At 27.0% G+C, this 21,452-nt stretch carries 28 protein-coding genes; 3 read left to right on the top strand and 25 right to left on the bottom strand.

The window, feature by feature from the left end; genetic code table 11:
- Positions 1–68: 68 nt before the first annotated feature.
- Positions 69–1,013, bottom strand: coding sequence for an ABC transporter substrate-binding protein (locus J2Z25_RS12045; RefSeq protein ID WP_209740767.1), 945 nt, complete (start codon positions 1,011–1,013; stop codon positions 69–71).
- A 110-nt stretch (positions 1,014–1,123) separates the two neighbouring features.
- A complete protein-coding gene (locus J2Z25_RS12040) occupies positions 1,124–1,975 on the bottom strand; it encodes a helix-turn-helix domain-containing protein (RefSeq protein WP_008679084.1) in 852 nt (283 codons plus the stop codon).
- 61 nt (positions 1,976–2,036) lie between these two features.
- Between J2Z25_RS12040 and J2Z25_RS12035 the strand changes: the two genes are divergently transcribed.
- Complete coding sequence (locus J2Z25_RS12035; RefSeq protein WP_195624210.1) at positions 2,037–2,771, top strand: alpha/beta hydrolase; 735 nt, start codon at positions 2,037–2,039, stop codon at positions 2,769–2,771.
- Positions 2,772–2,956: 185 nt separating this feature from the next.
- Here J2Z25_RS12035 and J2Z25_RS12030 read toward each other — a convergent pair whose 3' ends face one another.
- Together J2Z25_RS12030 and J2Z25_RS12025 are read right to left on the bottom strand one after the other, a co-directional pair.
- On the bottom strand, positions 2,957–4,234 hold the full coding sequence (locus tag J2Z25_RS12030; protein WP_209740806.1) for an FAD-dependent oxidoreductase: 1,278 nt from the start codon (positions 4,232–4,234) through the stop codon (positions 2,957–2,959).
- Positions 4,234–5,169: a sulfide/dihydroorotate dehydrogenase-like FAD/NAD-binding protein gene (locus J2Z25_RS12025; protein ID WP_209740805.1), complete on the bottom strand. Its 936-nt coding sequence runs from the start codon at positions 5,167–5,169 to the stop codon at positions 4,234–4,236. The genes J2Z25_RS12030 and J2Z25_RS12025 overlap by 1 nt, the downstream gene beginning before the upstream one ends.
- Here J2Z25_RS12025 and J2Z25_RS12020 point away from each other — a divergent pair, their 5' ends adjacent.
- Positions 5,170–5,655, top strand: a complete 486-nt coding sequence (locus J2Z25_RS12020; RefSeq protein ID WP_209740766.1) for a helix-turn-helix domain-containing protein — start codon at positions 5,170–5,172, stop codon at positions 5,653–5,655.
- Positions 5,656–5,745: 90 nt separating this feature from the next.
- On the opposite strand, the gene J2Z25_RS12015 is transcribed toward J2Z25_RS12020, so the two are convergent.
- The 12 genes from J2Z25_RS12015 to J2Z25_RS11960 form a co-directional block, all read right to left on the bottom strand.
- The gene (locus J2Z25_RS12015; protein WP_209740765.1) at positions 5,746–8,085 is read right to left on the bottom strand and encodes a type IV secretory system conjugative DNA transfer family protein; all 2,340 of its coding nucleotides are present in this window, start codon (positions 8,083–8,085) and stop codon (positions 5,746–5,748) included.
- Positions 8,082–8,354 carry a hypothetical protein gene (locus J2Z25_RS12010; RefSeq protein WP_209740764.1) on the bottom strand — a complete coding sequence of 91 codons (273 nt, stop codon included), beginning with the start codon at positions 8,352–8,354 and terminating at the stop codon, positions 8,082–8,084. Before J2Z25_RS12010 ends, J2Z25_RS12015 begins: the two co-directional genes overlap by 4 nt.
- 14 nt (positions 8,355–8,368) lie before the next feature.
- Positions 8,369–8,797, bottom strand: a complete 429-nt coding sequence (locus J2Z25_RS12005; protein ID WP_209740763.1) for a hypothetical protein — start codon at positions 8,795–8,797, stop codon at positions 8,369–8,371.
- Positions 8,798–9,095: 298 nt separating this feature from the next.
- On the bottom strand, positions 9,096–9,377 hold the full coding sequence (locus tag J2Z25_RS12000; RefSeq protein WP_209740762.1) for a hypothetical protein: 282 nt from the start codon (positions 9,375–9,377) through the stop codon (positions 9,096–9,098).
- Positions 9,378–9,386: 9 nt separating this feature from the next.
- Positions 9,387–9,587: a hypothetical protein gene (locus J2Z25_RS11995; protein ID WP_209740761.1), complete on the bottom strand. Its 201-nt coding sequence runs from the start codon at positions 9,585–9,587 to the stop codon at positions 9,387–9,389.
- Positions 9,569–10,441 carry a ParM/StbA family protein gene (locus J2Z25_RS11990; protein WP_209740760.1) on the bottom strand — a complete coding sequence of 291 codons (873 nt, stop codon included), beginning with the start codon at positions 10,439–10,441 and terminating at the stop codon, positions 9,569–9,571. The genes J2Z25_RS11995 and J2Z25_RS11990 overlap by 19 nt, the downstream gene beginning before the upstream one ends.
- Before the next feature lie 189 nt (positions 10,442–10,630).
- Entirely contained in the window at positions 10,631–10,837 is a 207-nt protein-coding gene (locus tag J2Z25_RS11985) for a helix-turn-helix transcriptional regulator (protein WP_209740759.1), read from the bottom strand.
- Between the two features lie 52 nt (positions 10,838–10,889).
- Complete coding sequence (locus J2Z25_RS11980; RefSeq protein WP_245173313.1) at positions 10,890–11,099, bottom strand: LexA family protein; 210 nt, start codon at positions 11,097–11,099, stop codon at positions 10,890–10,892.
- A 19-nt stretch (positions 11,100–11,118) separates the two neighbouring features.
- On the bottom strand, positions 11,119–11,376 hold the full coding sequence (locus J2Z25_RS11975) for a hypothetical protein (RefSeq protein WP_209740758.1): 258 nt from the start codon (positions 11,374–11,376) through the stop codon (positions 11,119–11,121).
- 260 nt (positions 11,377–11,636) lie between these two features.
- Complete coding sequence (locus tag J2Z25_RS11970) at positions 11,637–12,062, bottom strand: hypothetical protein (protein ID WP_209740757.1); 426 nt, start codon at positions 12,060–12,062, stop codon at positions 11,637–11,639.
- A 54-nt stretch (positions 12,063–12,116) separates the two neighbouring features.
- The gene (locus J2Z25_RS11965; RefSeq protein ID WP_209740756.1) at positions 12,117–13,148 is read right to left on the bottom strand and encodes a tyrosine-type recombinase/integrase; all 1,032 of its coding nucleotides are present in this window, start codon (positions 13,146–13,148) and stop codon (positions 12,117–12,119) included.
- A gap of 93 nt (positions 13,149–13,241) precedes the next feature.
- Positions 13,242–13,577, bottom strand: a complete 336-nt coding sequence (locus J2Z25_RS11960; protein ID WP_209740755.1) for a hypothetical protein — start codon at positions 13,575–13,577, stop codon at positions 13,242–13,244.
- Between the two features lie 166 nt (positions 13,578–13,743).
- Here J2Z25_RS11960 and J2Z25_RS11955 point away from each other — a divergent pair, with 166 nt between their 5' ends.
- A complete protein-coding gene (locus J2Z25_RS11955) occupies positions 13,744–13,938 on the top strand; it encodes a helix-turn-helix domain-containing protein (RefSeq protein ID WP_209740754.1) in 195 nt (64 codons plus the stop codon).
- 109 nt (positions 13,939–14,047) lie between these two features.
- Here J2Z25_RS11955 and J2Z25_RS11950 read toward each other — a convergent pair whose 3' ends face one another.
- The 9 genes from J2Z25_RS11950 to J2Z25_RS11910 all read right to left on the bottom strand — a co-directional run bounded on the left by J2Z25_RS11950 (position 14,048) and on the right by J2Z25_RS11910 (position 21,439).
- Complete coding sequence (locus tag J2Z25_RS11950; protein ID WP_209740753.1) at positions 14,048–15,142, bottom strand: P63C domain-containing protein; 1,095 nt, start codon at positions 15,140–15,142, stop codon at positions 14,048–14,050.
- Positions 15,143–15,345: 203 nt separating this feature from the next.
- Positions 15,346–16,257, bottom strand: a complete 912-nt coding sequence (locus J2Z25_RS18610) for an N-acetylmuramoyl-L-alanine amidase (RefSeq protein ID WP_245173311.1) — start codon at positions 16,255–16,257, stop codon at positions 15,346–15,348.
- A 2-nt stretch (positions 16,258–16,259) separates the two neighbouring features.
- Positions 16,260–16,547 carry a hypothetical protein gene (locus J2Z25_RS11940; RefSeq protein WP_209740752.1) on the bottom strand — a complete coding sequence of 96 codons (288 nt, stop codon included), beginning with the start codon at positions 16,545–16,547 and terminating at the stop codon, positions 16,260–16,262.
- A 1-nt stretch (position 16,548) separates the two neighbouring features.
- Positions 16,549–16,830 carry a hypothetical protein gene (locus tag J2Z25_RS11935; protein WP_209740751.1) on the bottom strand — a complete coding sequence of 94 codons (282 nt, stop codon included), beginning with the start codon at positions 16,828–16,830 and terminating at the stop codon, positions 16,549–16,551.
- 199 nt (positions 16,831–17,029) lie between these two features.
- On the bottom strand, positions 17,030–17,500 hold the full coding sequence (locus tag J2Z25_RS11930) for a hypothetical protein (RefSeq protein WP_209740750.1): 471 nt from the start codon (positions 17,498–17,500) through the stop codon (positions 17,030–17,032).
- Positions 17,501–17,509: 9 nt separating this feature from the next.
- Positions 17,510–17,794, bottom strand: coding sequence for a hypothetical protein (locus J2Z25_RS11925; RefSeq protein ID WP_209740749.1), 285 nt, complete (start codon positions 17,792–17,794; stop codon positions 17,510–17,512).
- 1 nt (position 17,795) lies between these two features.
- On the bottom strand, positions 17,796–18,941 hold the full coding sequence (locus J2Z25_RS11920) for a hypothetical protein (protein WP_209740748.1): 1,146 nt from the start codon (positions 18,939–18,941) through the stop codon (positions 17,796–17,798).
- A 207-nt stretch (positions 18,942–19,148) separates the two neighbouring features.
- The gene (locus tag J2Z25_RS11915) at positions 19,149–21,212 is read right to left on the bottom strand and encodes a polysaccharide deacetylase family protein (RefSeq protein ID WP_209740747.1); all 2,064 of its coding nucleotides are present in this window, start codon (positions 21,210–21,212) and stop codon (positions 19,149–19,151) included.
- A gap of 2 nt (positions 21,213–21,214) precedes the next feature.
- A complete protein-coding gene (locus J2Z25_RS11910) occupies positions 21,215–21,439 on the bottom strand; it encodes a hypothetical protein (RefSeq protein WP_209740746.1) in 225 nt (74 codons plus the stop codon).
- Positions 21,440–21,452: the final 13 nt, after the last annotated feature.

Here is a 21,452-nt window from a genome sequence, read left to right as displayed (position 1 = left end):
GTAACTTAATTACAAGTATGTCAATAATTCTATATCTTTAATTTTAATCTGCTGCGATAGCACTCCTATTATTTTAATAAATTATCTACAACTGCATCTAAGAATTTAACCTTTGACCAAGCTGTTCCCCCTTGAGCTAAAGGTTCAACAGTATTTACGAATACTTTATTATTTTTAGTTGCTTCTAAACTTTCAAATATAGGATTTGCTAAAAGTTCATTGAGAGCTTCTGGCGCATCTGCATTTTCACTATCTTCAAATTGTAAGAAAATAGCATCTGGATTTATTTCTGCTAAAGTCTCAATTGTTAATTGAGCTTGTGCTTTTGCTTGAGTAACTATATCAGGAATTTTTAATCCTAAATCTGTATATAAAACTGGGTTTAAATATACATCTGCTGGATATACATACATTAATCCCTTTCTTACTCTAATAACTAAAATATTTTGATCCTTATATTTATTTTTTATATCTTCTTTTGCCTTTAAAGATTTTTCTTCGTAGTCTGAAATTAATTTATTAGCTTCATCCTTCTTATCTGTTATTTCTCCTAAAGCTATAATGTTATCTTTCCAGTTAGCTGATATATGTGAATATGGTAATGTTACTGCTATCTTGTTTAACTGTGCCATTACTTCTTCTGATAATTTTGAAGATCCTATAATGACATCAGGATTTAAACCTAGTATAACTTCTGCATTAGGCTTCATTTTATCTCCAACTAAAGTTACATCTTTAAAGTCATCTGCTAAATATTTGGGAACTTGTCCAGCAACCTCTAAAACACCTGCTGCTTTAATACCTAAAACTGCTGCATCTTCCATTCCTTCTAAACTTGCAAGAACTATATTTTCAACTTTTTTATCGAAAGAATAGTCTTGCCCTAAATAATTTACTATAAATGATGTATCTTTACTTTCTACTTCACCTACTTCTGAAGATTTCTTTGCTGTACAAGATGTTAAACTTGCAAATAAAACTATTAATAGCAATAATGTTAAGTACTTTTTCATATTTATCCCCCATTCATAATGATAATCATTTTCAATTCATGATTATTTTAGCAAAATTCTTTAAATGGTAAAATGGACTTTTATAATATTTTTTTGTACTTTTGCCGAATCTATTTTTTAAATACTATACCTGTATTAACATTATTATTAATTTCTCTATATTTTCTAGGGCAAACACCTACATTTTTTTTGAAAGCTTTACTGAAATAAAAACAATCACTATATCCAGTCATATCAGCTATTTCTGAAATTGTATAACAAGAAAACTTCAATAATCTCTTAGCTTCTTTTAACCTATATTCCGTTAAATATTTTAATGGAGACAATCCTGTAACTTCTTTAAAAACTTCACTAAATCTTCTTCTATCTACTTCTAAAATATCTGATATTTCACTTACTGTTATTAATTCGTTGAAATTCTTATTTATATATTCAATCCCCTTATTTACTAATTTTAATTTATCACTATATTGTGAGGTTCTTACATTTTTTATTAAGGAATTTATTAAATTTACAAAATCAACTTTACATGAGAATTTTGAGTAATTATCTGGACTTAATGATTTATCAATAATCATTTCACAGTATTTTAGCAAATGTAGCCTATCCTCAATTTCTAGATAAAAAGATTCTTTTTCTATGTTTTTAAATTTTTCTGTAGTCAAAATATTTTTGTAATGAACTACATAATATTCTATTCCTAAATCTCCTGTCTCCACTTCTATATCCATACTTGATCCACAATGTAGTATTGTATTTTTGTTTAAATTATATTTTTTCCCATCTACAGAAAATGAACATTCTCCTCTTATAGGTATTACTATTCCACATAAATTTTTTGCCGTTTTTCTATTAATATCTTTTTCTTTCGGTAGTAAACTACTTTTAAAAATATCGATAAACTCCATAGAACTTTCTGAAAAATATTCAATTAACCAATTGATACTTTGTTTCATAATCATTGACCTTTTCCTTTTGTTATTTTATACTTATTACTAAATCTTAACATAAAGGAGTCAACTTATGAATAATTTTAAAATAAAATCATGCTATACTAATAGCTTTTATGATATTAATTTCTATATTCCTGAAGAATCTAAAACAGATAATTTGCCATTAATAATAGTTCTAGATGGTGGAAATTGCTTTGAAGTAGTTAAATCTTGCATAAAGCAACAAGGTCAACTTTATATTAAAACTGGGGTCAAGCCTTCAATAGTTGTTGGCATCTCTCATCAGGAATATGAAAAAAAAGAAAAAAGATTTTTAGACTTTACAGCTCCAGCTGAAAAATACTTTATTCCTGAGGAAACTAAATTTAAAATTCCTAAAAATCTTGGAGGCAGTGAAAAGTTTAATGAATTTATAAAAAAAGAACTTCTCCCATTAATTGAACCTAATCTTAACTTTGACAAGAGTAATATTTCTATAATTGGTCATTCTTTAAGTGGCTATTATGTATTATGGAATTTATTAAAAGGATCAAACATCTATAAAAATATAATTTCCTTTAGTCCCTCAGTTTGGTGGAATGATTATGAACTTTTAAACTTACCTAATTTAGAAAATACCGAAAAGAATATATTTATAGGTGTTGGAGAAAAAGAAGGTTATATGGTTGATGGTGCAGAAAAAATATACAATAAAATTAAGAGCTTTAATAATAATTGCACCCTCTATGTTGCACCTGAAGAAAATCATGGTTCTGTAGTCATTACTAGTATGAGTAGAGCTCTTAGATATATCTTCTCACTTTAACAAAAATATTGTGCATTTTAGATTTGTAAAAAGACTTGTTATTTATTTTTAACCAAGTATTTTTTTTACTTAATACTATTTCCTTTAAAAATACATCATGTACTTTAGTTTTTAATCCTAGGTATTAGTATATAAAATAAAAGAGAATAATTATTATTCTCTTTTATTTTATATTTAAGTTATTATTATATTAATTTTTGATCAAATACCCCATTTAAATTAACTTTTCTGATTCTATCTTTTATCTCATCTTTATTAACAGTATATAGTCCTAACTCCTTCATTCTCTTAAAGTATTCTGCTCCAGCAAATGTATATCTATTTTTTCTACCTTCTCTTGTACCTGCTTTTTCATTTGCATAAGATATTATATCGCCTATTGCAATTGAGCCTGGTAAAATTAATAGAGGTATTCCCATTGCAAGTCTTACTGCATTATGTCCTGCTAAGCTACCTGTACAAATTGCTTCTGTATGACCAACAAAAAGACCTGATTTTTCTCCTGCACAAAATAAATTATCTACTCCTTTTACTTTTAAATCATTTGTTCTTGGAGCCACGGATAAATATCTTATTGAATTACCTTTACTACCTGCATATGGATCTACATATTTTGCATTTTCTAATCCTTCAATCTTTCTTAGTTTCTTTAATGGGTAGTAGGTAGTCATAAGTTTAGCATGTCCAGTATCTAATAAAATTATATTTTCTGCAAATTCTTTTAAAGCATATTGCTGACAAACCTTGGCATTAAGCTTATCATAATTTACATCTTCCTTTGGAACTTCTAATATAACACATCCTGTTTCATCTAATTGCTTAATTATTTCTTTTGATAAACTTTCCTTAGCCAACTTACAAGAACCTGAAAATGCCCCTAATGTATCTTCATCTCTTTCTCCTTGTATATCTGCTACTCCGCATCTTTCACTTATACTTATTCTTGGTCCAAAGGCTGGACATCTTAAAGCACACATAGAACATCCATTTCCATATCTTAAGCAATTCCCCATTGGCCCTGTTGTTCCAGTAGTTTCAATAAATACATCTCCCTCTTCATAAGTACCATCGCTAAGGTAAATCCCTTTAATCTTACTGCCTTCTAACTTAACATCAGTAACTCTACTTTCTATATGAATATTTATCCCCATTTCCTCTAAATATTTACTAACTTTACCTTCGATTAAATTTACATCATATAAAGTTGCATGCTTATGACCTGGAAATTCTATATCTTTATGTCTTGCAGTATCATCTACAATATCAATTAAATCTCCAGCACCAAGCTCTATTAATTCTTCGGAAGCTGTCCATCTTCCGTTATTTCTCATTATTCCTCCAACATTTCCAAGTCCTAATAATAAATCTGTCTTTTCATATAAATGAACTTCTGCTCCTGCTTTCTTAGCTGTGATAGCTGCGGCGCAGCCAGACCAACCGCCCCCAACGATAATAGTCTTTATCATATAAATCTTCTCCCTTCAAATACATTTCTTGGATCAGCTTGAACTTTACAAAAACGCTTTACTCTATGGCCAGAAAATCTAGCGGTACAACTTCCGCATACCCCTTCTCCGCAGCACATTTTTATATTATTACAACAAGATAACTTTATATCTTCACCTTGTATCTTATCTAAATAATCAATTATTTTTACAGTTAATATATCAGCCCCAGCAATATGAATATAATTTACATTTTTATCTTTTATATAGGATTTTATAAGAACTTTTACTTCATCAGTTAGCTGACCTTTATCTAATACTGATTCTTCAATTACATTCACATCATATTCGGATAAATATTCTTGAACATAATTATCTGTATAAGGTGCCTTATCTAAAATTAAATTTATATTATTATTATTTAAGGATAACTTTCTAATTACTGGCATCATAGGAGCCATTCCAATTCCTCTAGCTATTACTAGTACATTATTATTAACTTGCTTATCTAAATTTTTAAGACCAAAAACTCCATTCCAATATGGTCCTCTAATAGTTATTTCTCCACCTTCTTTTATATCTAATAATTTCTTTGTTTTAATTCCTCTTATTTCTATCATTATAGTTATTATATTTGTTTCAATATTTGATTCTAAAATAGAAATAGGAACATCAAAATAGACATTTTCATTTGTTCTTATAAATATAAAGCTTCCAGGCCTTACTAGATCAATAGCTAATTTATGTGGAGCTTTAAATTTAATTAAAAGAACATCATTTTGATAAAGAACCTTTTTTTCAACTAAACAATTATATGTTTTTCTTCCTTCTTTTGCCTTAGATCCATTATTTATAAATTCGTGATATATACATACCCCATTCCAATTTAAGCAATCACAAAAGCAGCTTCCTTGTAATTGAGAGCATAATATACATTCATTTGATTCTGCCAGATGGCAAGGACAAGCTTAAGTTACCTAACAACAGAAAACTGGAATACTATAGTAATAGATATAAAAAAATTTGAAGTTTCTAGTAAATATAATGATATTCCTTTTTTAATTAGCGATAAGCTAAAGTATCATAGAATGCTTTTAGGTTTATCTTGTAGAAAATTAGAAAGTGAATTAGATATTTCTCTTAATGCTATACATACAATAGAATTCAAAAAATGTTATCCTTCTAAAAATATAAGTATGAAATTGGCTTCTTACTTTAATATAGGAACAAAATACTTTTACGATGATTATCTTGAAAATTTACATACTATTCCTAAACAACTAAAGGAATATAGAAAATCTAAATCTTTAAGTTTTCAAGAAGCAGGTAACCTAATAGGAGTTTCAGGTAATGCTTGGTTAGGATGGGAAAATGGTAGATATACAATAAAAAGAGAAAATTATCTAAAATTAAGAGAAAAAGAAATATTAAAATTATAATATATCTGCTTGAAAATAATAATTATGTTATATATTTATTTTATAATAATTAATTTAAATAAGAGTAGGTAAATTTAAACCTACTCTTATTTAAATTGGCTTTGGAAGTTTAGTTATAAAACTACTATACCCTTCTGAATATTGAATCACATTTAATGAACTCCATTTCTCCATACTTGTTAAATCCTCATATGTGAAATCTTCCCCTATTTCCTCCTTAAAATATTCAAAGTCTTCTTTTAAACTGCCTTTTAGCAACATGAAACTGGCACCAGCACCTTTAAGATCCTCTATAAAATTCTTTTCTAATTGAAATAATCTTTGACCACTTAATACTGGTTTAAATCCATATTTTCTAGTTTCAGTGATAATAGTATCTAGATAATTTTCTGCAGTTTTAACTTGACTAAGTTCATCAATAATTATGTGGCTTCTAGTAGGTTTTTTATGCAAATCACCTCTAATCTCTGCACTTGTCCATAATTTTGTTATTAAAAATGTAGCTATTACATTTTTAACATATTTTTTAAATTTACTTTGGGGCATTCTTATTAGTACAACCTTTCCCTCTTCCATCAAATCAACAAAATTAACATTATTCTCAGGTGTTTTATTAAACATCATCTTAAGATAATAGTCTCTTTTTAATAAAGTCATTCTATCAAGTATTCCTTCAATTTTGCTTTCTCTAGTACCTACTTTTTCAGCTGGATTATCCTTAGAAGGTCTTGACCACTCATCAAGTTCTTCTAATGAAGCAATATCTTCTTCAAAAAAATTTATATAGTTTTTTGGAAGAGAATTAATAATATCCTCTCTGTATTTATAATCAGTTAAGCATCTTATAATATCTTTAAAAGTTGCATTTTCATCTAGAGTAAAAACTATATCACATGCAGCAATCAGAAACCTCTCCATTTTAGGGCTAAATGGTTCTCCATTAATATTAATGCTATTTACTAATTCTAATGTTAATTGGCTCTTCTTATTTGCTACTTCATATCTATTTTCAAATGTATCAATTTTAAATTTCAATTCATTATAAGCAAGACTTTGCATTGAAGCTATATCTGAGAAATCTAATATAACTAATTTATCCTTTGGAACGACACTTTCAATATCCTTAGTCATTTCATTATTTTTAATAAAATCAATTACAAATATACTTTCATCTCTAGCCATTGCATATCTACAGTAATTAGCAAGGTATGTAGATTTCCCACCTCCTTGTCTTCCTAAGATCATTAAAGGTAAAGATCCTACATCATAATCATCTTCCAAATATACAGCTGATATTGTACCTTTATTTTTATTGTTACCCAAACATATATACCCAGACTTTAGTTGCTCCGGAATCTTAACCTCTTCAACTTTAATATGATTTATATTAAAGTAATTCAATAATGTTCTTCCTGGAATTTGAATGAAATTTGAAGCTTCTTCAGTACTCATTATATTTTTTTCTATATTAAAATCATATTCATTAATGTCAAATTCCTTTTTTCTTTTTACTTTTTTGTATGTTAATTCATTATCTTCATCCAATACTCTATAAGCTTGGCATACTGATAAAGCGTTATTTTCTTTTCGAGTTTTATCTTCTCCATCGGCAAGTATTGCTATTTGTGCATTTAATATAGTTGCATCTTTTTTCTTTTTAGTGGCAGCACTTAATTCTCCTTCTTGCTTTATAACTCCTAAAACCTCTTTATATAGGCTATTTTTATCTTCTAATTCTTCTCCACCTACAAAATCATTTACTACACTTAAAACGCTATCTATTACATTTAATAATAAATATATTCCATTTATAGCTATACTGGCAAATGTCAATTTGTTTTTATCTACAGGTTTCATTTCCTTAATCTTATCCATGGTTTGATTATATTTATCAATCCATCCAAATTGAGTTGATGGTATAAAATTATAAACTATTGTAACTCTATCTTCATCTTTCATAATATCCATTACATTCAATATAGAATTAAGTGGTTCATTACTTTTTCTATCAACTTGAAGAGATAATGCATCTTCTTTTTTATAGCTTAGTTGGTACATTTCCATATTTTCAGTAAAGGGCATCAAGCTCCCTACTAATACCGATATAGTAGCCTTTGTCCAAATCTCTTTTATTTTCTCAATTAATATGTTTTTGAAAATTTCTGGTACAAGAAAATAAAAGTTAGCATTACATTGATAAATATCAATTATATAACTTATTTTGAAGCTAGTTTCAAAAAATAACTTTTTTTGCTCAAATTTTATCTGTTTATTTATAGTTTTATAAGTATAAGCTATAGCTTTAGCAATATTAGAAGAATTATAATTTCTAATTGATTTATGAGGTGTAACCTGAATATATACATAATTAGGTTTTATTATTTTTAAATAATCTGATACTTTTATGCTTTTTTCTTTTTGGAATATCATATTAAAACTCCTTTTATTGCTTGCAATATGAAATAAAGAATAACACTTAAAGTTACATACTTTCCTGCTTTCCTTTGTCCTCCAATATACAAAATAAGAGCTGCTATACAAACAAATAAACACACCCAATAACTGTTATTAATAATCCCTACCCCTATCCATTTAAAAAAATTTAATAATCCATTTTTTATACCTTCTAAGATACCTGTGACTATACTAGTTTTTAAGCCTTCAAATGACTTATCTATATGCATTTTAATAGTTTCCATATACTCTTATCCTCCTATTGAAATGCTGCTGCTATAAACCTAAATATTGCAGGTAGAAAATAAAATGAAGAAAAAATTATTAACCATTTAAATATAGTTGATAAAACTTCATTCTTCCCCCCACCTTTTTTGAATACAGCTATCAATATTTCTAAAATACAACCAATTAGACATATCCAAAAACCTACTCTTTGTATAATACTTAAAAACTCTGCTCCAACACTATCTACTTTATTCAATGCATCTTCTGTAGAAGCTAAAACTTTATTAGCAATATTTAGACAAGCTGTTGTAAATATAAGTACTTTAGATATTCTTTTATCTTTCATTAAATCTCCTATAAATAAATCTGCTTTATTTATTTCCTTAATTTCTTTTAGTGTTAATTCTCCTCTTTCATATGATAGAAATTGAGGAATAGTCATTGTTATTTTTTTACTCATTTCAAAATCCTCCTTGAATAATAAATTTAAATGCGGAAATAATATAAATATTAAATTAATCGGAGGTGCATTATGATAACAGCATTTGTACTTGGTTATCTTGGTTGCTTTGCAGTAGCTTGTGCAATAGTTTATTTATAATCTACATAATATAGTTAAATTTTATTAATGATAGGAAATTTAGTATACTTTTAATATATGCCTGCATAAACTGCTAGTACAGCGTACGCAGTAGCGACGCAGCAGTTACCTTAGCCTAAGTCTACTCATCTAGATTTAGGCTTATTTTTTATTGTTTTCAGATAAAATAAATACATCCATCAGGTTTCATTTCATATTCTTCAGTAACAAATTTTACTCTTCTATTTAATTGAGTCCCACTTTGACATATGACAGTAGCTCTAGTAATTCCCAACTTCCTATTTTGAATATCGATTAGCTTACAATCTTGCCAACCTTCTATATCATCAACATATACTTTCCACTCATATACGAATTGCTCATATTCCATGATGTACTTCTTGCAGTCTTCATTATTTTCAATATTAAATCCTAACTCTTCAAAACTTTTTAACTTCATAATAACCTCCTATAAATTCATAATATCTTCAATGCTTTCACTTATATCATCATTAGCTTCTCTCTTATCCGTAATAGATTTATTAGCTGATAAACCTCTGAGAACATCTTTAACATATCCTGATAGACTACTATGTTTTTTAAGTTCTTCATAAAGTTTTATATCTTCTGGTGTGTTTTTAAAGTTAATTACTATTCTCTTTCTTTCCATTTGGCCACCCCTACATTTCTAAATCCATTTACATTTGAAAACATATAATCATCTAATAAAATCAATCCTGGTATTTTATTTTTTAAAGGTAACTTTAAAAGTTTTGTTCCACCTCCAGTTAGATAAACTGTATTGATCCTAATTTCAAAGTTCCTTAATTCATTCATAAGATCATTTATAAAATTATCTGTTATTGATTTTATAAAGCTCCAATTCACATCTTCACCATCAACTCTTAACCCTTCTTTTAGTATGCTCTCTATATCTTCTAGTTCTAGCTTTAAATTATACTTAGAATTAAGATAATCTCTTATTCTGTTATAGAGTTCTATCATACCTTTAGCGATTGTAGTACATTTATCTAACTTTCCATTCTTAAAGCTAACTATATTAGTAGTGCCTCCACCTATGTCAATAATAACTGCATTCTTAGACCTACTTTTTATATTAAAATAAGCTCCTGCTCCTTCTGGAAAAACTATTATATCTTCTATTATTATTGTTTTTTCTTCTCCGTTTAACTTTAAGTTATACACCTTATTATTTAATAGTTTCTCTCTAAAAACTTCCTTATTATTCTTATAAGCTAGTACTGGTAAACCAACAATTATTTTAAAATGGTTTTCTTTTTGTATTGCTAAAGAATATAAAAATAATATTATATTAGTTTCCTTATTAGCTTTATCATAATTGTTTTCAAGTTTTCCTTCTTTAATGTAATATTTGAGTCCTTCGTATTCTAAGACATCTCCTGAAGCTCCTAAAATATTTTCTGCGATTGAATATCTTGCAGGGAATATATCTCCTTCGCTTGTCTTTACGTTCCAATTTCCTAAATCAACACCAAGTATCATATTTACACCTCTTTACACATTTATTGCCTTTTATAGCACACATTTTAATAGTGAGTGTATGTCCTTGTTTGCCTTTATACTTAATTGTATGCATTATATATAAAAAAGTTTCCTATCAAGAAAAAATATTTTCAATTTTAACTTTTTATATCCTTATAGGGAATTTAAGCATAAAAAAAGAACCTCTAATTAAGGCTCTTCTTCAAAATAAACAATATCGTTAATATCAATATTTAATTTACGAGCTATTTTAAAAAGCACGTCTACTGTTATTAATAAATTGTTATTTTCAAGTTTATTATAATGGCTTTTCCCAATACCCAAAAACTCTGCAAAATCTTTCTGTTTTTTGTATCCTAATTTTAATCTTATTTCTAACAATCTATTCTTAACCATACAATCACTCCTTACATATATTTTACAATATATGTAAAATAGAGTAAATATGTTAAGTAATTTTTAAAACTCTAATACTCCTAGGTGAATCTTTAATCATCTTAATATATCCCATCTTCTCTAACCTTTTAATATGACCATGTACCGTTGATGTAGATTTCAGCCCTGTCATATCACATATTTCCCTTACCGTTGGTGCTATTCCCTCAGTCATAATATAGTTATTAATTATTCTTAATATATCCTCTTGTCTCTTCGTCATAATGTCCCACCCTTTATTTTTAAATTTTAAATAATATCCATTTATAATTTTTTATATCATATTTTAATTCAAATATCTTTTCTATACCATTTATACAACTACTGCATATAAACTTCTCCATTATATTGCCTGCTAACTTTTCTTGATCTCTTTTTAAAATCTTATCTATTTTAATTACTTTATTTTCTTCTTCATTTATTTTAAATTTAATTGGATTAATAGTTCCATCTTCATTAAACCAAGCTATCATTTGTATTGGTTTAGCTATAACTTTCAAGGATATCCCTCCTTTGGTAATTCTCAAATTAATTATAACGAACATACGTTCTTTTGTAAAGTAAAATATTTCTATAAAAATATAATTATTATAGCTTGTTTAAAAATCTTAATAATGGAAATAATCACAATGAGGTGATTCTATGAAAAGAGAGTTTATAAAAATAGATTTATGTATTAAGCTGCTTATTATAACTATAATTGCTGCTATAATGCCTGCAATAATATAGAAGCACTTGGAATAAACCAAGTGCTTCTATATTATATTTCATTCATCAATTTCAAAGCATATTTATTAAGTTCGTCCATACATTTTAAATGCAATGAAATTTCTTTTAAACGTCCTGGATCATACTTACTTTTATTCTCAACTAATATTTTAATTTTATTTACATCAACTTCTTTTACCAATAAAGATGTATCAATAAAACCTCCTAAATGATACTTAAGCCTTCTTTCATCCGCAATTTCATTCTTCAATCTGTCATTTGTAGCAAGGTTCTCAATCGTTCCCTTTATATATTCTAAAACTTCTAATTCATCATATAAATTTTCTATTTCATTAATATTTATATGGAATATATTAATATCACACATTTTTTTAAGCTCTAAATATTTATTTTCTCGTTCATATTCTAATTCCTTAACTTTTCCTTTTAAAAATTCAATTATCTCTTCTTTATTCACAAATCTCATCTCCCTTTAAATTAATTATATAATATAAATATACATTTTAGAATACTAGCTTACTAACATTCTATAGCTATGTTCTACATCACTTTGGTCTAATTTAGCATAAACCTTAAGTGTAATTCCGACATCTTCATGTCCTAATATTCTTTGTATTATTTCTGGTTTCATACCACTCTTTAAAGCTTGAGTAGCAAAAGTGTGTCGGAATATGTGTGGTGTTAATTTTACTTTTTCATCTAATCCTGATTTAATTTTCATTGCGTTTACTATTCGTTGCATACCTCTTTGACTAAGTTTTCTATAAGGTTTTACATCTGTTATAAATAAATATTCAGAAGTATCCTTTCTAGCATTTAAATAATTTAATAAAGCCCTTTTACACCTTTCTGTGAAATATACTCTACGTTCCTTATTCCCTTTTCCAATTACTAAAAGTGTTTTGTTAGTAAAATCTATATCATTTATCTTTACATCTAATCCTTCACTAAGTCTACATCCAGTTGATAAGAAAAATTCCAATATAGCCTTTTCTCGCCTCGTAAGCATAGTATCTCTTAATGTCTCCACTTGTTCTTCTGTGAGTGGTTTCCTCATTCGCTTAGGCTCCTTCATAGGTTTTATCCCTGCACATGGATTTTTAATAATAAATTCTTCATTTTGCATCCATTGGAAAAATAATCTTATAGGTGTCATGAAGGTATTAAGAGAACTTGCTAATTTCTTCTCAGCTTCAGCATACATTAACATTTTTATATCTGCAGTAGTTATAGTTGAAGCTGGTTTATAAAATGTATTTTGTAGCTTTCTTAAAATATATTCATAGTTCCTTAAAGTCCTCGGAGATAATCCCTCTAACTTTTTAGTAGCTAGGAAATAATTTATTTTAGCTTCTAAATCACTTGTAGTTAAAGCGGTTTCTCTACTAGTAACTTCATAATTATAAAGAACTTCTTCTATTACTTTCCTTACTTTTAGTTGCTCTTGAAAGTCTACCTCTAGTATTGGTAATTCATTAGTTATTTTCCCTAACAGCTTGATCATTATTTCATCATTGCAATTTCTATAAAAATTTGTTTCCATTTTTCTTTTCCCCCTTGTTAATAAGGAGTAGCCTATGCTATACTTAGTTTGGTTGTAGGTGGTAGCTTAGGTTACTGCCTTTTTATTTTAATATTATACTGGATAAACTATATATGATAATAATTCACCTTCTTTATTAGCAATTCTATAACACCAGTTATATTTACCTATAATATTATCTGGTCTTTCAACTTTCAAAACTTTTGTTTCTTCATTAACTTCTAATCTTGCTCCAGCAAATAGGACTTCTAAATATCCCTTCTCATAATTAATATCTGCTTTTTCAAAATTTAGCTTTATGATTAATTCATCTTTTGTATAAAGTAAAAACGCCTTTTCTCCACACAATTTTAAAACATTGAATTCTAACAAATTATCTATTAACTTATCCTTATCGCTCCCTAATTTATAAAAAACTTTCTTTTCCATTTAAATCACTCCTTGAACACTTATTAAACTTATAGTTATATATTATAACTATAAGTTATATTTGTCAATTATAATTATAATTATTTTTTATATTTTATATCTAATAGTTGTAAATATATATTATTAGCTATATAATTCTAAATATAAATATTAAGGAAGTGATTTAATGAATATAGTTACTGAATTGAAAAAGTTATTTTTAGATGCTAATATGACACAATCTGATGTAGCTGAAAAAATCGGAACTACTCAAGCTAATTTAAGCAAAAAATTTAAAAATAATACTGTATATTCAAAAGATATTGAAAATATTGCTGAATCGCTTGGATATGAATTAAAAATAGAGTTTATAAAGAAATAAAAAAAGGCTAGTAAGTAAGATTGCTCCTACCTACTAGCCTTTAAAACTAATATAGTTCATTTATGATAATAATTTATAGATATTTTTTTCTATTCATCATTTAATGAAATTACGTATTTCTCGATTCTAATTCTAACTTTAATCTAGACAATGTTTCGATTTTATCAGAAAATGCAACATTAAATTTTTCATCAAAATCTTGTTTATCTTTAGAAAATTTCATTACAATTATTAATTGTTTTAGATGTTCTCTTAACTCTTTAATCCCATCCTCTGTCAAATTCCTAAAAAGTCTATGTTTTCTATCAGCTCTATTCGTATTTGAATTGTATATAGGAGGATTAATTCTATTTAACTCTTCTACAGCATTAGGAGCAAGCATTTCATATACATATTTTAAATTGAACTTAGCAAAAAATCTTGGTCTTTTATTAGTAGTTGGATCATATGGTAATCCGTATATTCTAAAAAGTTGTTCAAAATATTCTGCTGGAAACTCGTTAGAATAATTTTGTAATTCCTCCGTTATAAATTTAGAAAGTAAAAGCTGTAATTCATCTTTTCCCCTCATGTCTTGGTAATTAGTAGCTTCATCAATTAAGGCTATTATACCAACTTTAGCCAAAGACCTAAGTAATATCTTGCACTTTTCTAAAACATGTTTCTGACCTGCAGTTATTGTATTATTATTTTCTACTTCTAAATATAAATCACAAACTATAGGCAAAGCATTAGCATCATACCATAAACCTGTAGTCCCCCTATATTCTGCTACCTCTATTCTATTTATTGGAGATTTCTCTTCACCATATAAATCTATATATGCTTGTGCTAAATTTTTTGCTCCAATAATAGCATCGAAACCTTCTATACGTGTTTCTCCTTTTCTAGTTCTATCGATAGCATTAAATAAATCTTTATCTTTTATAACTCTAGTTCCATCATTTAAAACACAACATTGAATTATAGAATCACCTATTACTAGTGGTTTTTCCTTAACTACAGCCCTAGGTAATGTAACTAAATAATTAAAAGATAAAAAATCTTTATTTTTTTCAACTATTTCTTTTTGCTTAATATCAAAGTATTGTTTTTTCTTTTTACTATCTATAGATGTATATATCTTTTCTTGACCTACACGATAATATCCTACAACATCTGTATGTGGCATTTTCAATGACTTCTCAACAAATCTTATTTCCATTACTTCTCCTTAATAAATTAATATCATTGGTTATGGTCCATCTATTTATATATTTTCTTAAAATATGGACCTTGTTATAATATCATAATATTATTTATATTGAATTAGAAAGTTAATGGATATTATTGAAATATATACCTATTACTAATAAAACAAAAAGGCTAGTAAGGATTTATTCCCACTAGCCTTAAAATTTATATTATTTATTTTGCATATCCATAACTTTCACCTGTTGATAAATCTTTCACCTTTAAATATCCAGTACTTCCATTATTCCTAGCATATTCAATCCAGTTAAAACCATCTTTGTTTAATATAACATGATGATATATTACTGACTCTCCAGCATAATAGACTACATCTGTCTTTGTATTTTCTTCTGGAGCTGTTCTAACAGTTACAGCTGTATTGAAATAATATGTTCCATTTTCAGCATATCTACTAGAATTAGTTGCTTCTACCTTTTCTATAGGATATACTTTATTCCCCTTGCTATCAAATACTCCATATCCATTTTGACAAAACTTTTTAGCACTTTCTAAAATTCTAAAAGCTCCTATTTGTGAAGCAGGATCTCCCCAACTCTTTCTTATTCTATACATTTCTTCATTATTAACATTATTATTTGCAGTCGATGTATTTAATTCAGCTTGGATCATATTAAGAAATCTTTGCCAACCTAAATCCAATGTCAAATGAGGGCAATATTTATTGCTAAAATCTCTATGTTTCTTTACATTACTTATTCCCCATCCATATTGTTTTAGCAATTCTGCAACTTCTTTAGCTGCTCTTTTCTCAGCATTTATAAATTTTAATCCTCCTGATTTTGAATAACAAATTTCAACAGATATATAATTTCTATTTCCATCTCCTGTTGATCCATCTCCTGCATGCCAAGTGTTCCTATTAAATGGTATTCCTACTATAGCTTCATTATCATCTATTGCAATATGAAATGATGTAGAGTCATTATTATTTTGCATGTAAGAAATCTCATTACTTGCTGGAGCATCATTTGCAGTATTATGAATGCATATACCCTTTGGTGTCATTGAATAAGGACATTTTAAACTATACTTATCTTGTGATATTAATTTTTGTATTAAAGACATATCTATTCCCCCTTTCCTACTTGTCCTATTTTTACTAATAGATCATGTATAAAATTGGAACCTCTACTTATTAATATTCCTGTTAATACAATACCTAGATAAGGAATACTTGTCTTTATATCTATTAAACTTAAAATATCTAATCTAGTACCTATAGCTAGTAACAATGCTACAACTAAAGCACCTATTCTATCTACAGATATCTTTCCTTCTTGCCAAGTCATTTTAAGTGTTTCCCATACGCTTTCTGCTATTAAAGCAATCATTATAATTATTAATAATTTTTCCATGCTATTTCTCTCCTTCTATTCCATCTATTCTTTTATGAGCTGATTTACAACTCTCTTCTACCCTTATAATTTGTTCTTTCATCTCTTGCATTTCTCTTTGTTGAGCTTTGATATCAATTCTGATATCATCAACACCTCTACTGATATAATCTAATTTAGTCCTTGTTTCTGCTTCTTCTTTAGTATCTGCCTTTAAATCTTTGGTTCTGTTCTTGCTGAATGTAGCTATCCCTATTATAGCCCCTACTATCGAGCATATAAGGGCAATGCTTATTGTTTCCATACCTCACCTTCCTTTTTACAATATAAAAAGAGCCTACATACAGTAAGCTCTTCTTTAACATAATACATTTATTTAGTTATTATATTATTGGAGTTAACTATTTACCAGATAGATATTAATTTTACTGATTCTACCTGGTATTTTTATTAAATAATTCATATAAATATTAACACACATTAATGTGTAATATGAATCTAAGTTATATTCCAGAGTAATACTCTTTTAAAGCCTCATAAAAATTATGAATTAACTTTGTAACTTCGCATTTATAATGCTCGAATCTAATATTATTTATATTATTATCAGATGCATAAACTAATTTTTCATCAACTTCAATTAATATATCCTTAATTTTCTTATAAAACTCTTCATCGAAGTATTTATAGAACATTGATTTAGATAGTATATCCATAATAATATTTTGCAGATTTTCACACGTTAAATCATTATTTCTATTTGAATATTCTAACTTTGATAAAGCCCTTGGCATATCCGTTATAATATTAGTAAAAAATATTTCTTCAAAAAATTTTTGATTCAATGTTTTCTGCGCTAACTCTTTGTTAAATCTGCTATCTTTCCTCCATGTTGCAATAGAAATTATTATTGCAATAAATGCTAAAATAGAACTTATTATATCCATTAAATTATTGTTAATAAAATTTTCCATTTGCTTCCCCTAAAAATATACAGATTTTTGGAATTTATTAACAATTTTATCATCTGCTTGAATTATAAAATATTTATTAAATTCATCTTTGCTAATTTTTTCAAATATTTCGTAAGTAAATCCTTGAACAAATGAAATTGCAATATCTTCAATATAATCTGGTATTATAATTATATTAGTATCATTAAAGTTAATTTTATCTTTTACCTGATTAATGTAAGTAGATTTTCCAAATGCATTTCCTGCCAATCTACTAATAGTATTATTAAATTTCAATTCAATTATATTTTCCACTTTAATTCTCCTTTATTAATAATAAGTTATATATAGTTCCAGGTACAGATAACGCTGATTTGTTAATTGTTTGTTTAGATGGAGCATGATTAAAATAATCTCGTTCTTTATTGAATCCGATAAATCTATCTTCTGATATAATTAAGTATTCCGGCCTAAACAATAAGACATTATATCCACTTAATACATATGAGTAATCCGCTTCACATTTACCAATTATATTTTCAATTAATCTAGTTAGTCCTGTTCCGTTATTCCCCGACTTTAGATTTCTACTTGTTACATGATTTTGAAATGCTGTAATAAGAAAAAAATCATCTTCTGTATAATGACTGTCAAATAAATTTTTATGATTATTATATGCCTTATAAATTCTTTCGTACAAAGAATCTTTTTCATTGTACTTCTTATTACATATATTATTTTTTATTTTATCAAAAAGTCTATACTCTGAGTAATTAATAACAGCTATATTTATCATTGTTCTATTTATTTTTTTGATATCATTTATTTTACCTATATTCTTACTAAAATTAATATCTAATAAACAATCTCCCTCGGTATGAGAACTAACATTACATACCAGTTCTGAAACCACTTCAGATATCCCATCTACCCATTCAGAATCATCTGAAATTTGTTTTACAACTGAAGCAACTTCACTTGCTATAATAGAAGGTATTTCATCATTTTTTAAAACGTCTTTAGAAATAACTTTTCTATAAGTATTCCTATTACTATAATAATTTTGTTCATAGTACTTTATAAATAACTTCCTATCTATATATCCAAGTTCTTTTTGTACTCTATATAAAGCCGTACTAGTAAAACCACCACTATGTATATTACTATAGTCTTGTTTTACACATGTTATATCTATATTAAAATTACTTCTTTTTAACAAGTCATATATTATTGCATCTAGTATCAGATACGTAATCTTATCCTTAAATATTAAATTTGTAATTTCTAGATTAATATCATATTTACAAAAATTATATCTAAGTAAATATTTAAATCTCGCTATAATATTATATAAAACACTACTATCAATTTCTTCTGAATTTATAGTTATTTTTATTGGTTTCTTCTTATAATCAACTTTTATTTCTTTCACATTATCATAAATCAACTTTATATTATTCATTTTAAACCTCTCTCGTATTGCTTAAATTATAACATAAAGTCCTTAATTTATTCTATGCTTTTTTATAGTTAAAAATTACTTTTTTACAAAAAAATTATCTTTTACTTTATTTCTTATAATTTAAAAGAAACCAGATTCCTCTAACCTCCAATTGATATAATTCTTGTACTTAATTTATTTAGGTTGGTGCGTGATAGTTATCAATTATTAACAAAAAGACATTTTAAAAAATGAATTATAGTTATTCCCAACACTAGAGTAGCATATATATAATGCCTTATCTTGAATATATCCTAAAATATTTCTATTACCACCAGCAGTTCCTAGTACAGTAGGACTAGCAGAATTTGTAGACAATTCGCTTAATGTCCATATCTCTTTTGTTAATGTTGGTTGTTCTCCGCCACTAGAATGGAACTTTTCAATATATAAATATTTATCAATAATTGTTGGCGTTTTTTGAAAAGATGTTGACATATCTAAATTAAAGCAATTGGAAGATATTTTTGTTGCAATTAATTCCCATACTCCCCATACTGTAGTTTTCCATTGTCTTTTATAAATAAAACCACTAGTCGCTAAAAGAAATGTTTGGTAACTAAATAAATCATCTGCTCCATTTCGGTATGTCGTTAAAACCCCAGCTTTCCCTTCAGGAAATCCTGCATTGTCAAAGTTCCCTATTCTTGTAATAGTTATTTTATCTTTTACAAAAGCTGTTATCGGTGTGTCGTTTTTCATTAATGTGTTGGATATTAAATCTCTCATAAGTTCAAATTCACTCCATGAAGTTCCATTATAAAACCTTCTATATTCGTTATTATTATTGCGGACATAAAAATATTGGAATGCAAAATCATTTGTCCTGTGAGTTTCTACTATTCCACCAACTCCTTCTGGAAATCCTGCATTATCATAATTACCTATTTGGCAAATAGATAATTTATCTTTTGGGTATATCGTTATTCCATCAGTAGCTTTGACACTACCTTCTAGTAACTTTACTATTGGAATATTGCTATTTCCGTCTTTATCAATTACTATTCTGTTAATGCTATCGCTATCTCCACTTTCAACTAAATTCCCATGTATTTTGTAACCCTCATGTAAAGTTGTAAAAATAAAGTTTTTAGATTGAGCATATTTGATAACTTCTTCTAAATATCCTAATTGAGTTGCATCATTATCAGCATGATAAGGGTGTAAACAAAATATAACCCACCCATTATTAGAAAAAGCTTCATCTATTTTGCTTTTATAATATTCAAGTGTACTTACTTCATCTTTATTTCCAATATAATAACTACCAAATGGTATTCTGTGAATAGAAAACGAATCTAGCATACCTATATTATTTTTATTATCATATAAGAATCCACAATCGTAATATTTTTTTGATAATCTTTTAGTTATTACATTTGCAGAACCAACTGGATATACTATAGTATTTACTTTATATCCCACATCTTCCATTTGCTTTTTTGATTCTCTTAATTGATAATCCATTTCTTCAGGTGTCAGTGTTCCTAGTTGTAAATGGTCAACTGTATGAGATGCAAATTCCCAACCGTATTTATTTTGTAATTCTAATCTTTCAGATATATTTGTCATATTATTTGTTATTAATGCACAAGTTGCAGGAATCTTATATTTTTTTAAAATTGGAGATATAACAGTTATTTCTTGCGACCATCCATCATCCATAGATATTGTTATAGTTGGAACTCTTTTTAAATTTTTTAACATTCCAATATCTTTATTTACCTTTTGTTCCAATGACGCATTAACTTTATTAACTTGAACTTGTAAATTAGCTGCATTATTTTCGTCTAACATTATAGTTTTTAGATTTTTATAATCACCTTCAATTTGATCTACTGTCTTTTTGAAAGTATTAAATTCATTTGTTGCTTCTACTGCTGAATCATTCAAAACTTTAGTTCCAACTAAAATAAAAAAAGATGCAGTAGTCATTTGACCATTAGCATCTATTAACTGTAAATCTAATTCTACAACTCCTTGTGATAGAATAGAATTTTTCAACACTATATCTAAATTATTTTTATCTATAGTAAAACCATCATTTTGTTCTTTTAAGCCTACTGATGTCTTAGCACCTAATCTAATAGTTTGTCCTGTGATGTCAAATGCAACTGAATTTTTAAATAAAGCTAATTTCAATACTACATCATCATGCTCTTTTAAAGTCCATAAAGGTAGTAAATTTTCTTTATCTACATTAAGATTTTTACGTGGTAAATTATTTTTCATATTTACACCTCACATGCTAATCTGAAATCTTTTACAGCCTTATCATAATTAACTTTATTTTTCTCATACAATTCTTTATTAAATATTTGTGGAGCTGGATAGCTATATAAATCTTCATTTTCCTTTACTGCATATGCTATTAACACTAAAACCTCTCCACCATTAATCATGTCAGTTTCAGTTATTGTTAGATTTTTTTCTATTCTTATATTTTCTTTTACGTTCAATATCATCACCTCA

The sequence above is a fragment of the Clostridium tertium genome, assembly GCF_017873245.1.
Lineage (GTDB): Bacteria > Bacillota > Clostridia > Clostridiales > Clostridiaceae > Clostridium > Clostridium tertium.
This window is presented reverse-complemented; position numbering and strand designations above follow the sequence as displayed.

What these genes read in the sequence shown, in the direction of transcription:
- J2Z25_RS11960 (WP_209740755.1), bottom strand. Translation starts at nt 13,577, where the DNA reads ATGGAAAAGAAAGTTTTTTATAAATTAGGGAGCGATAAGGATAAGTTA.
- J2Z25_RS11935 (WP_209740751.1), bottom strand. Translation starts at nt 16,830, where the DNA reads ATGGAAACAATAAGCATTGCCCTTATATGCTCGATAGTAGGGGCTATA.
- J2Z25_RS18610 (WP_245173311.1), bottom strand. Translation starts at nt 16,257, where the DNA reads ATGTCTTTAATACAAAAATTAATATCACAAGATAAGTATAGTTTAAAA.
- J2Z25_RS11915 (WP_209740747.1), bottom strand. Translation starts at nt 21,212, where the DNA reads ATGAAAAATAATTTACCACGTAAAAATCTTAATGTAGATAAAGAAAAT.
- J2Z25_RS11965 (WP_209740756.1), bottom strand. Translation starts at nt 13,148, where the DNA reads ATGGAAACAAATTTTTATAGAAATTGCAATGATGAAATAATGATCAAG.
- J2Z25_RS12000 (WP_209740762.1), bottom strand. Translation starts at nt 9,377, where the DNA reads ATGAAGTTAAAAAGTTTTGAAGAGTTAGGATTTAATATTGAAAATAAT.
- J2Z25_RS11995 (WP_209740761.1), bottom strand. Translation starts at nt 9,587, where the DNA reads ATGGAAAGAAAGAGAATAGTAATTAACTTTAAAAACACACCAGAAGAT.
- J2Z25_RS12035 (WP_195624210.1), top strand. Translation starts at nt 2,037, where the DNA reads ATGAATAATTTTAAAATAAAATCATGCTATACTAATAGCTTTTATGAT.
- J2Z25_RS11920 (WP_209740748.1), bottom strand. Translation starts at nt 18,941, where the DNA reads ATGAATAATATAAAGTTGATTTATGATAATGTGAAAGAAATAAAAGTT.
- J2Z25_RS11940 (WP_209740752.1), bottom strand. Translation starts at nt 16,547, where the DNA reads ATGGAAAAATTATTAATAATTATAATGATTGCTTTAATAGCAGAAAGC.
- J2Z25_RS12005 (WP_209740763.1), bottom strand. Translation starts at nt 8,797, where the DNA reads ATGAGTAAAAAAATAACAATGACTATTCCTCAATTTCTATCATATGAA.
- J2Z25_RS12020 (WP_209740766.1), top strand. Translation starts at nt 5,170, where the DNA reads ATGGCAAGGACAAGCTTAAGTTACCTAACAACAGAAAACTGGAATACT.
- J2Z25_RS12015 (WP_209740765.1), bottom strand. Translation starts at nt 8,085, where the DNA reads ATGATATTCCAAAAAGAAAAAAGCATAAAAGTATCAGATTATTTAAAA.
- J2Z25_RS11930 (WP_209740750.1), bottom strand. Translation starts at nt 17,500, where the DNA reads ATGGAAAATTTTATTAACAATAATTTAATGGATATAATAAGTTCTATT.
- J2Z25_RS11990 (WP_209740760.1), bottom strand. Translation starts at nt 10,441, where the DNA reads ATGATACTTGGTGTTGATTTAGGAAATTGGAACGTAAAGACAAGCGAA.
- J2Z25_RS11980 (WP_245173313.1), bottom strand. Translation starts at nt 11,099, where the DNA reads ATGACGAAGAGACAAGAGGATATATTAAGAATAATTAATAACTATATT.
- J2Z25_RS12010 (WP_209740764.1), bottom strand. Translation starts at nt 8,354, where the DNA reads ATGGAAACTATTAAAATGCATATAGATAAGTCATTTGAAGGCTTAAAA.
- J2Z25_RS11950 (WP_209740753.1), bottom strand. Translation starts at nt 15,142, where the DNA reads ATGGAAATAAGATTTGTTGAGAAGTCATTGAAAATGCCACATACAGAT.
- J2Z25_RS11985 (WP_209740759.1), bottom strand. Translation starts at nt 10,837, where the DNA reads ATGGTTAAGAATAGATTGTTAGAAATAAGATTAAAATTAGGATACAAA.
- J2Z25_RS12040 (WP_008679084.1), bottom strand. Translation starts at nt 1,975, where the DNA reads ATGATTATGAAACAAAGTATCAATTGGTTAATTGAATATTTTTCAGAA.
- J2Z25_RS12045 (WP_209740767.1), bottom strand. Translation starts at nt 1,013, where the DNA reads ATGAAAAAGTACTTAACATTATTGCTATTAATAGTTTTATTTGCAAGT.
- J2Z25_RS11955 (WP_209740754.1), top strand. Translation starts at nt 13,744, where the DNA reads ATGAATATAGTTACTGAATTGAAAAAGTTATTTTTAGATGCTAATATG.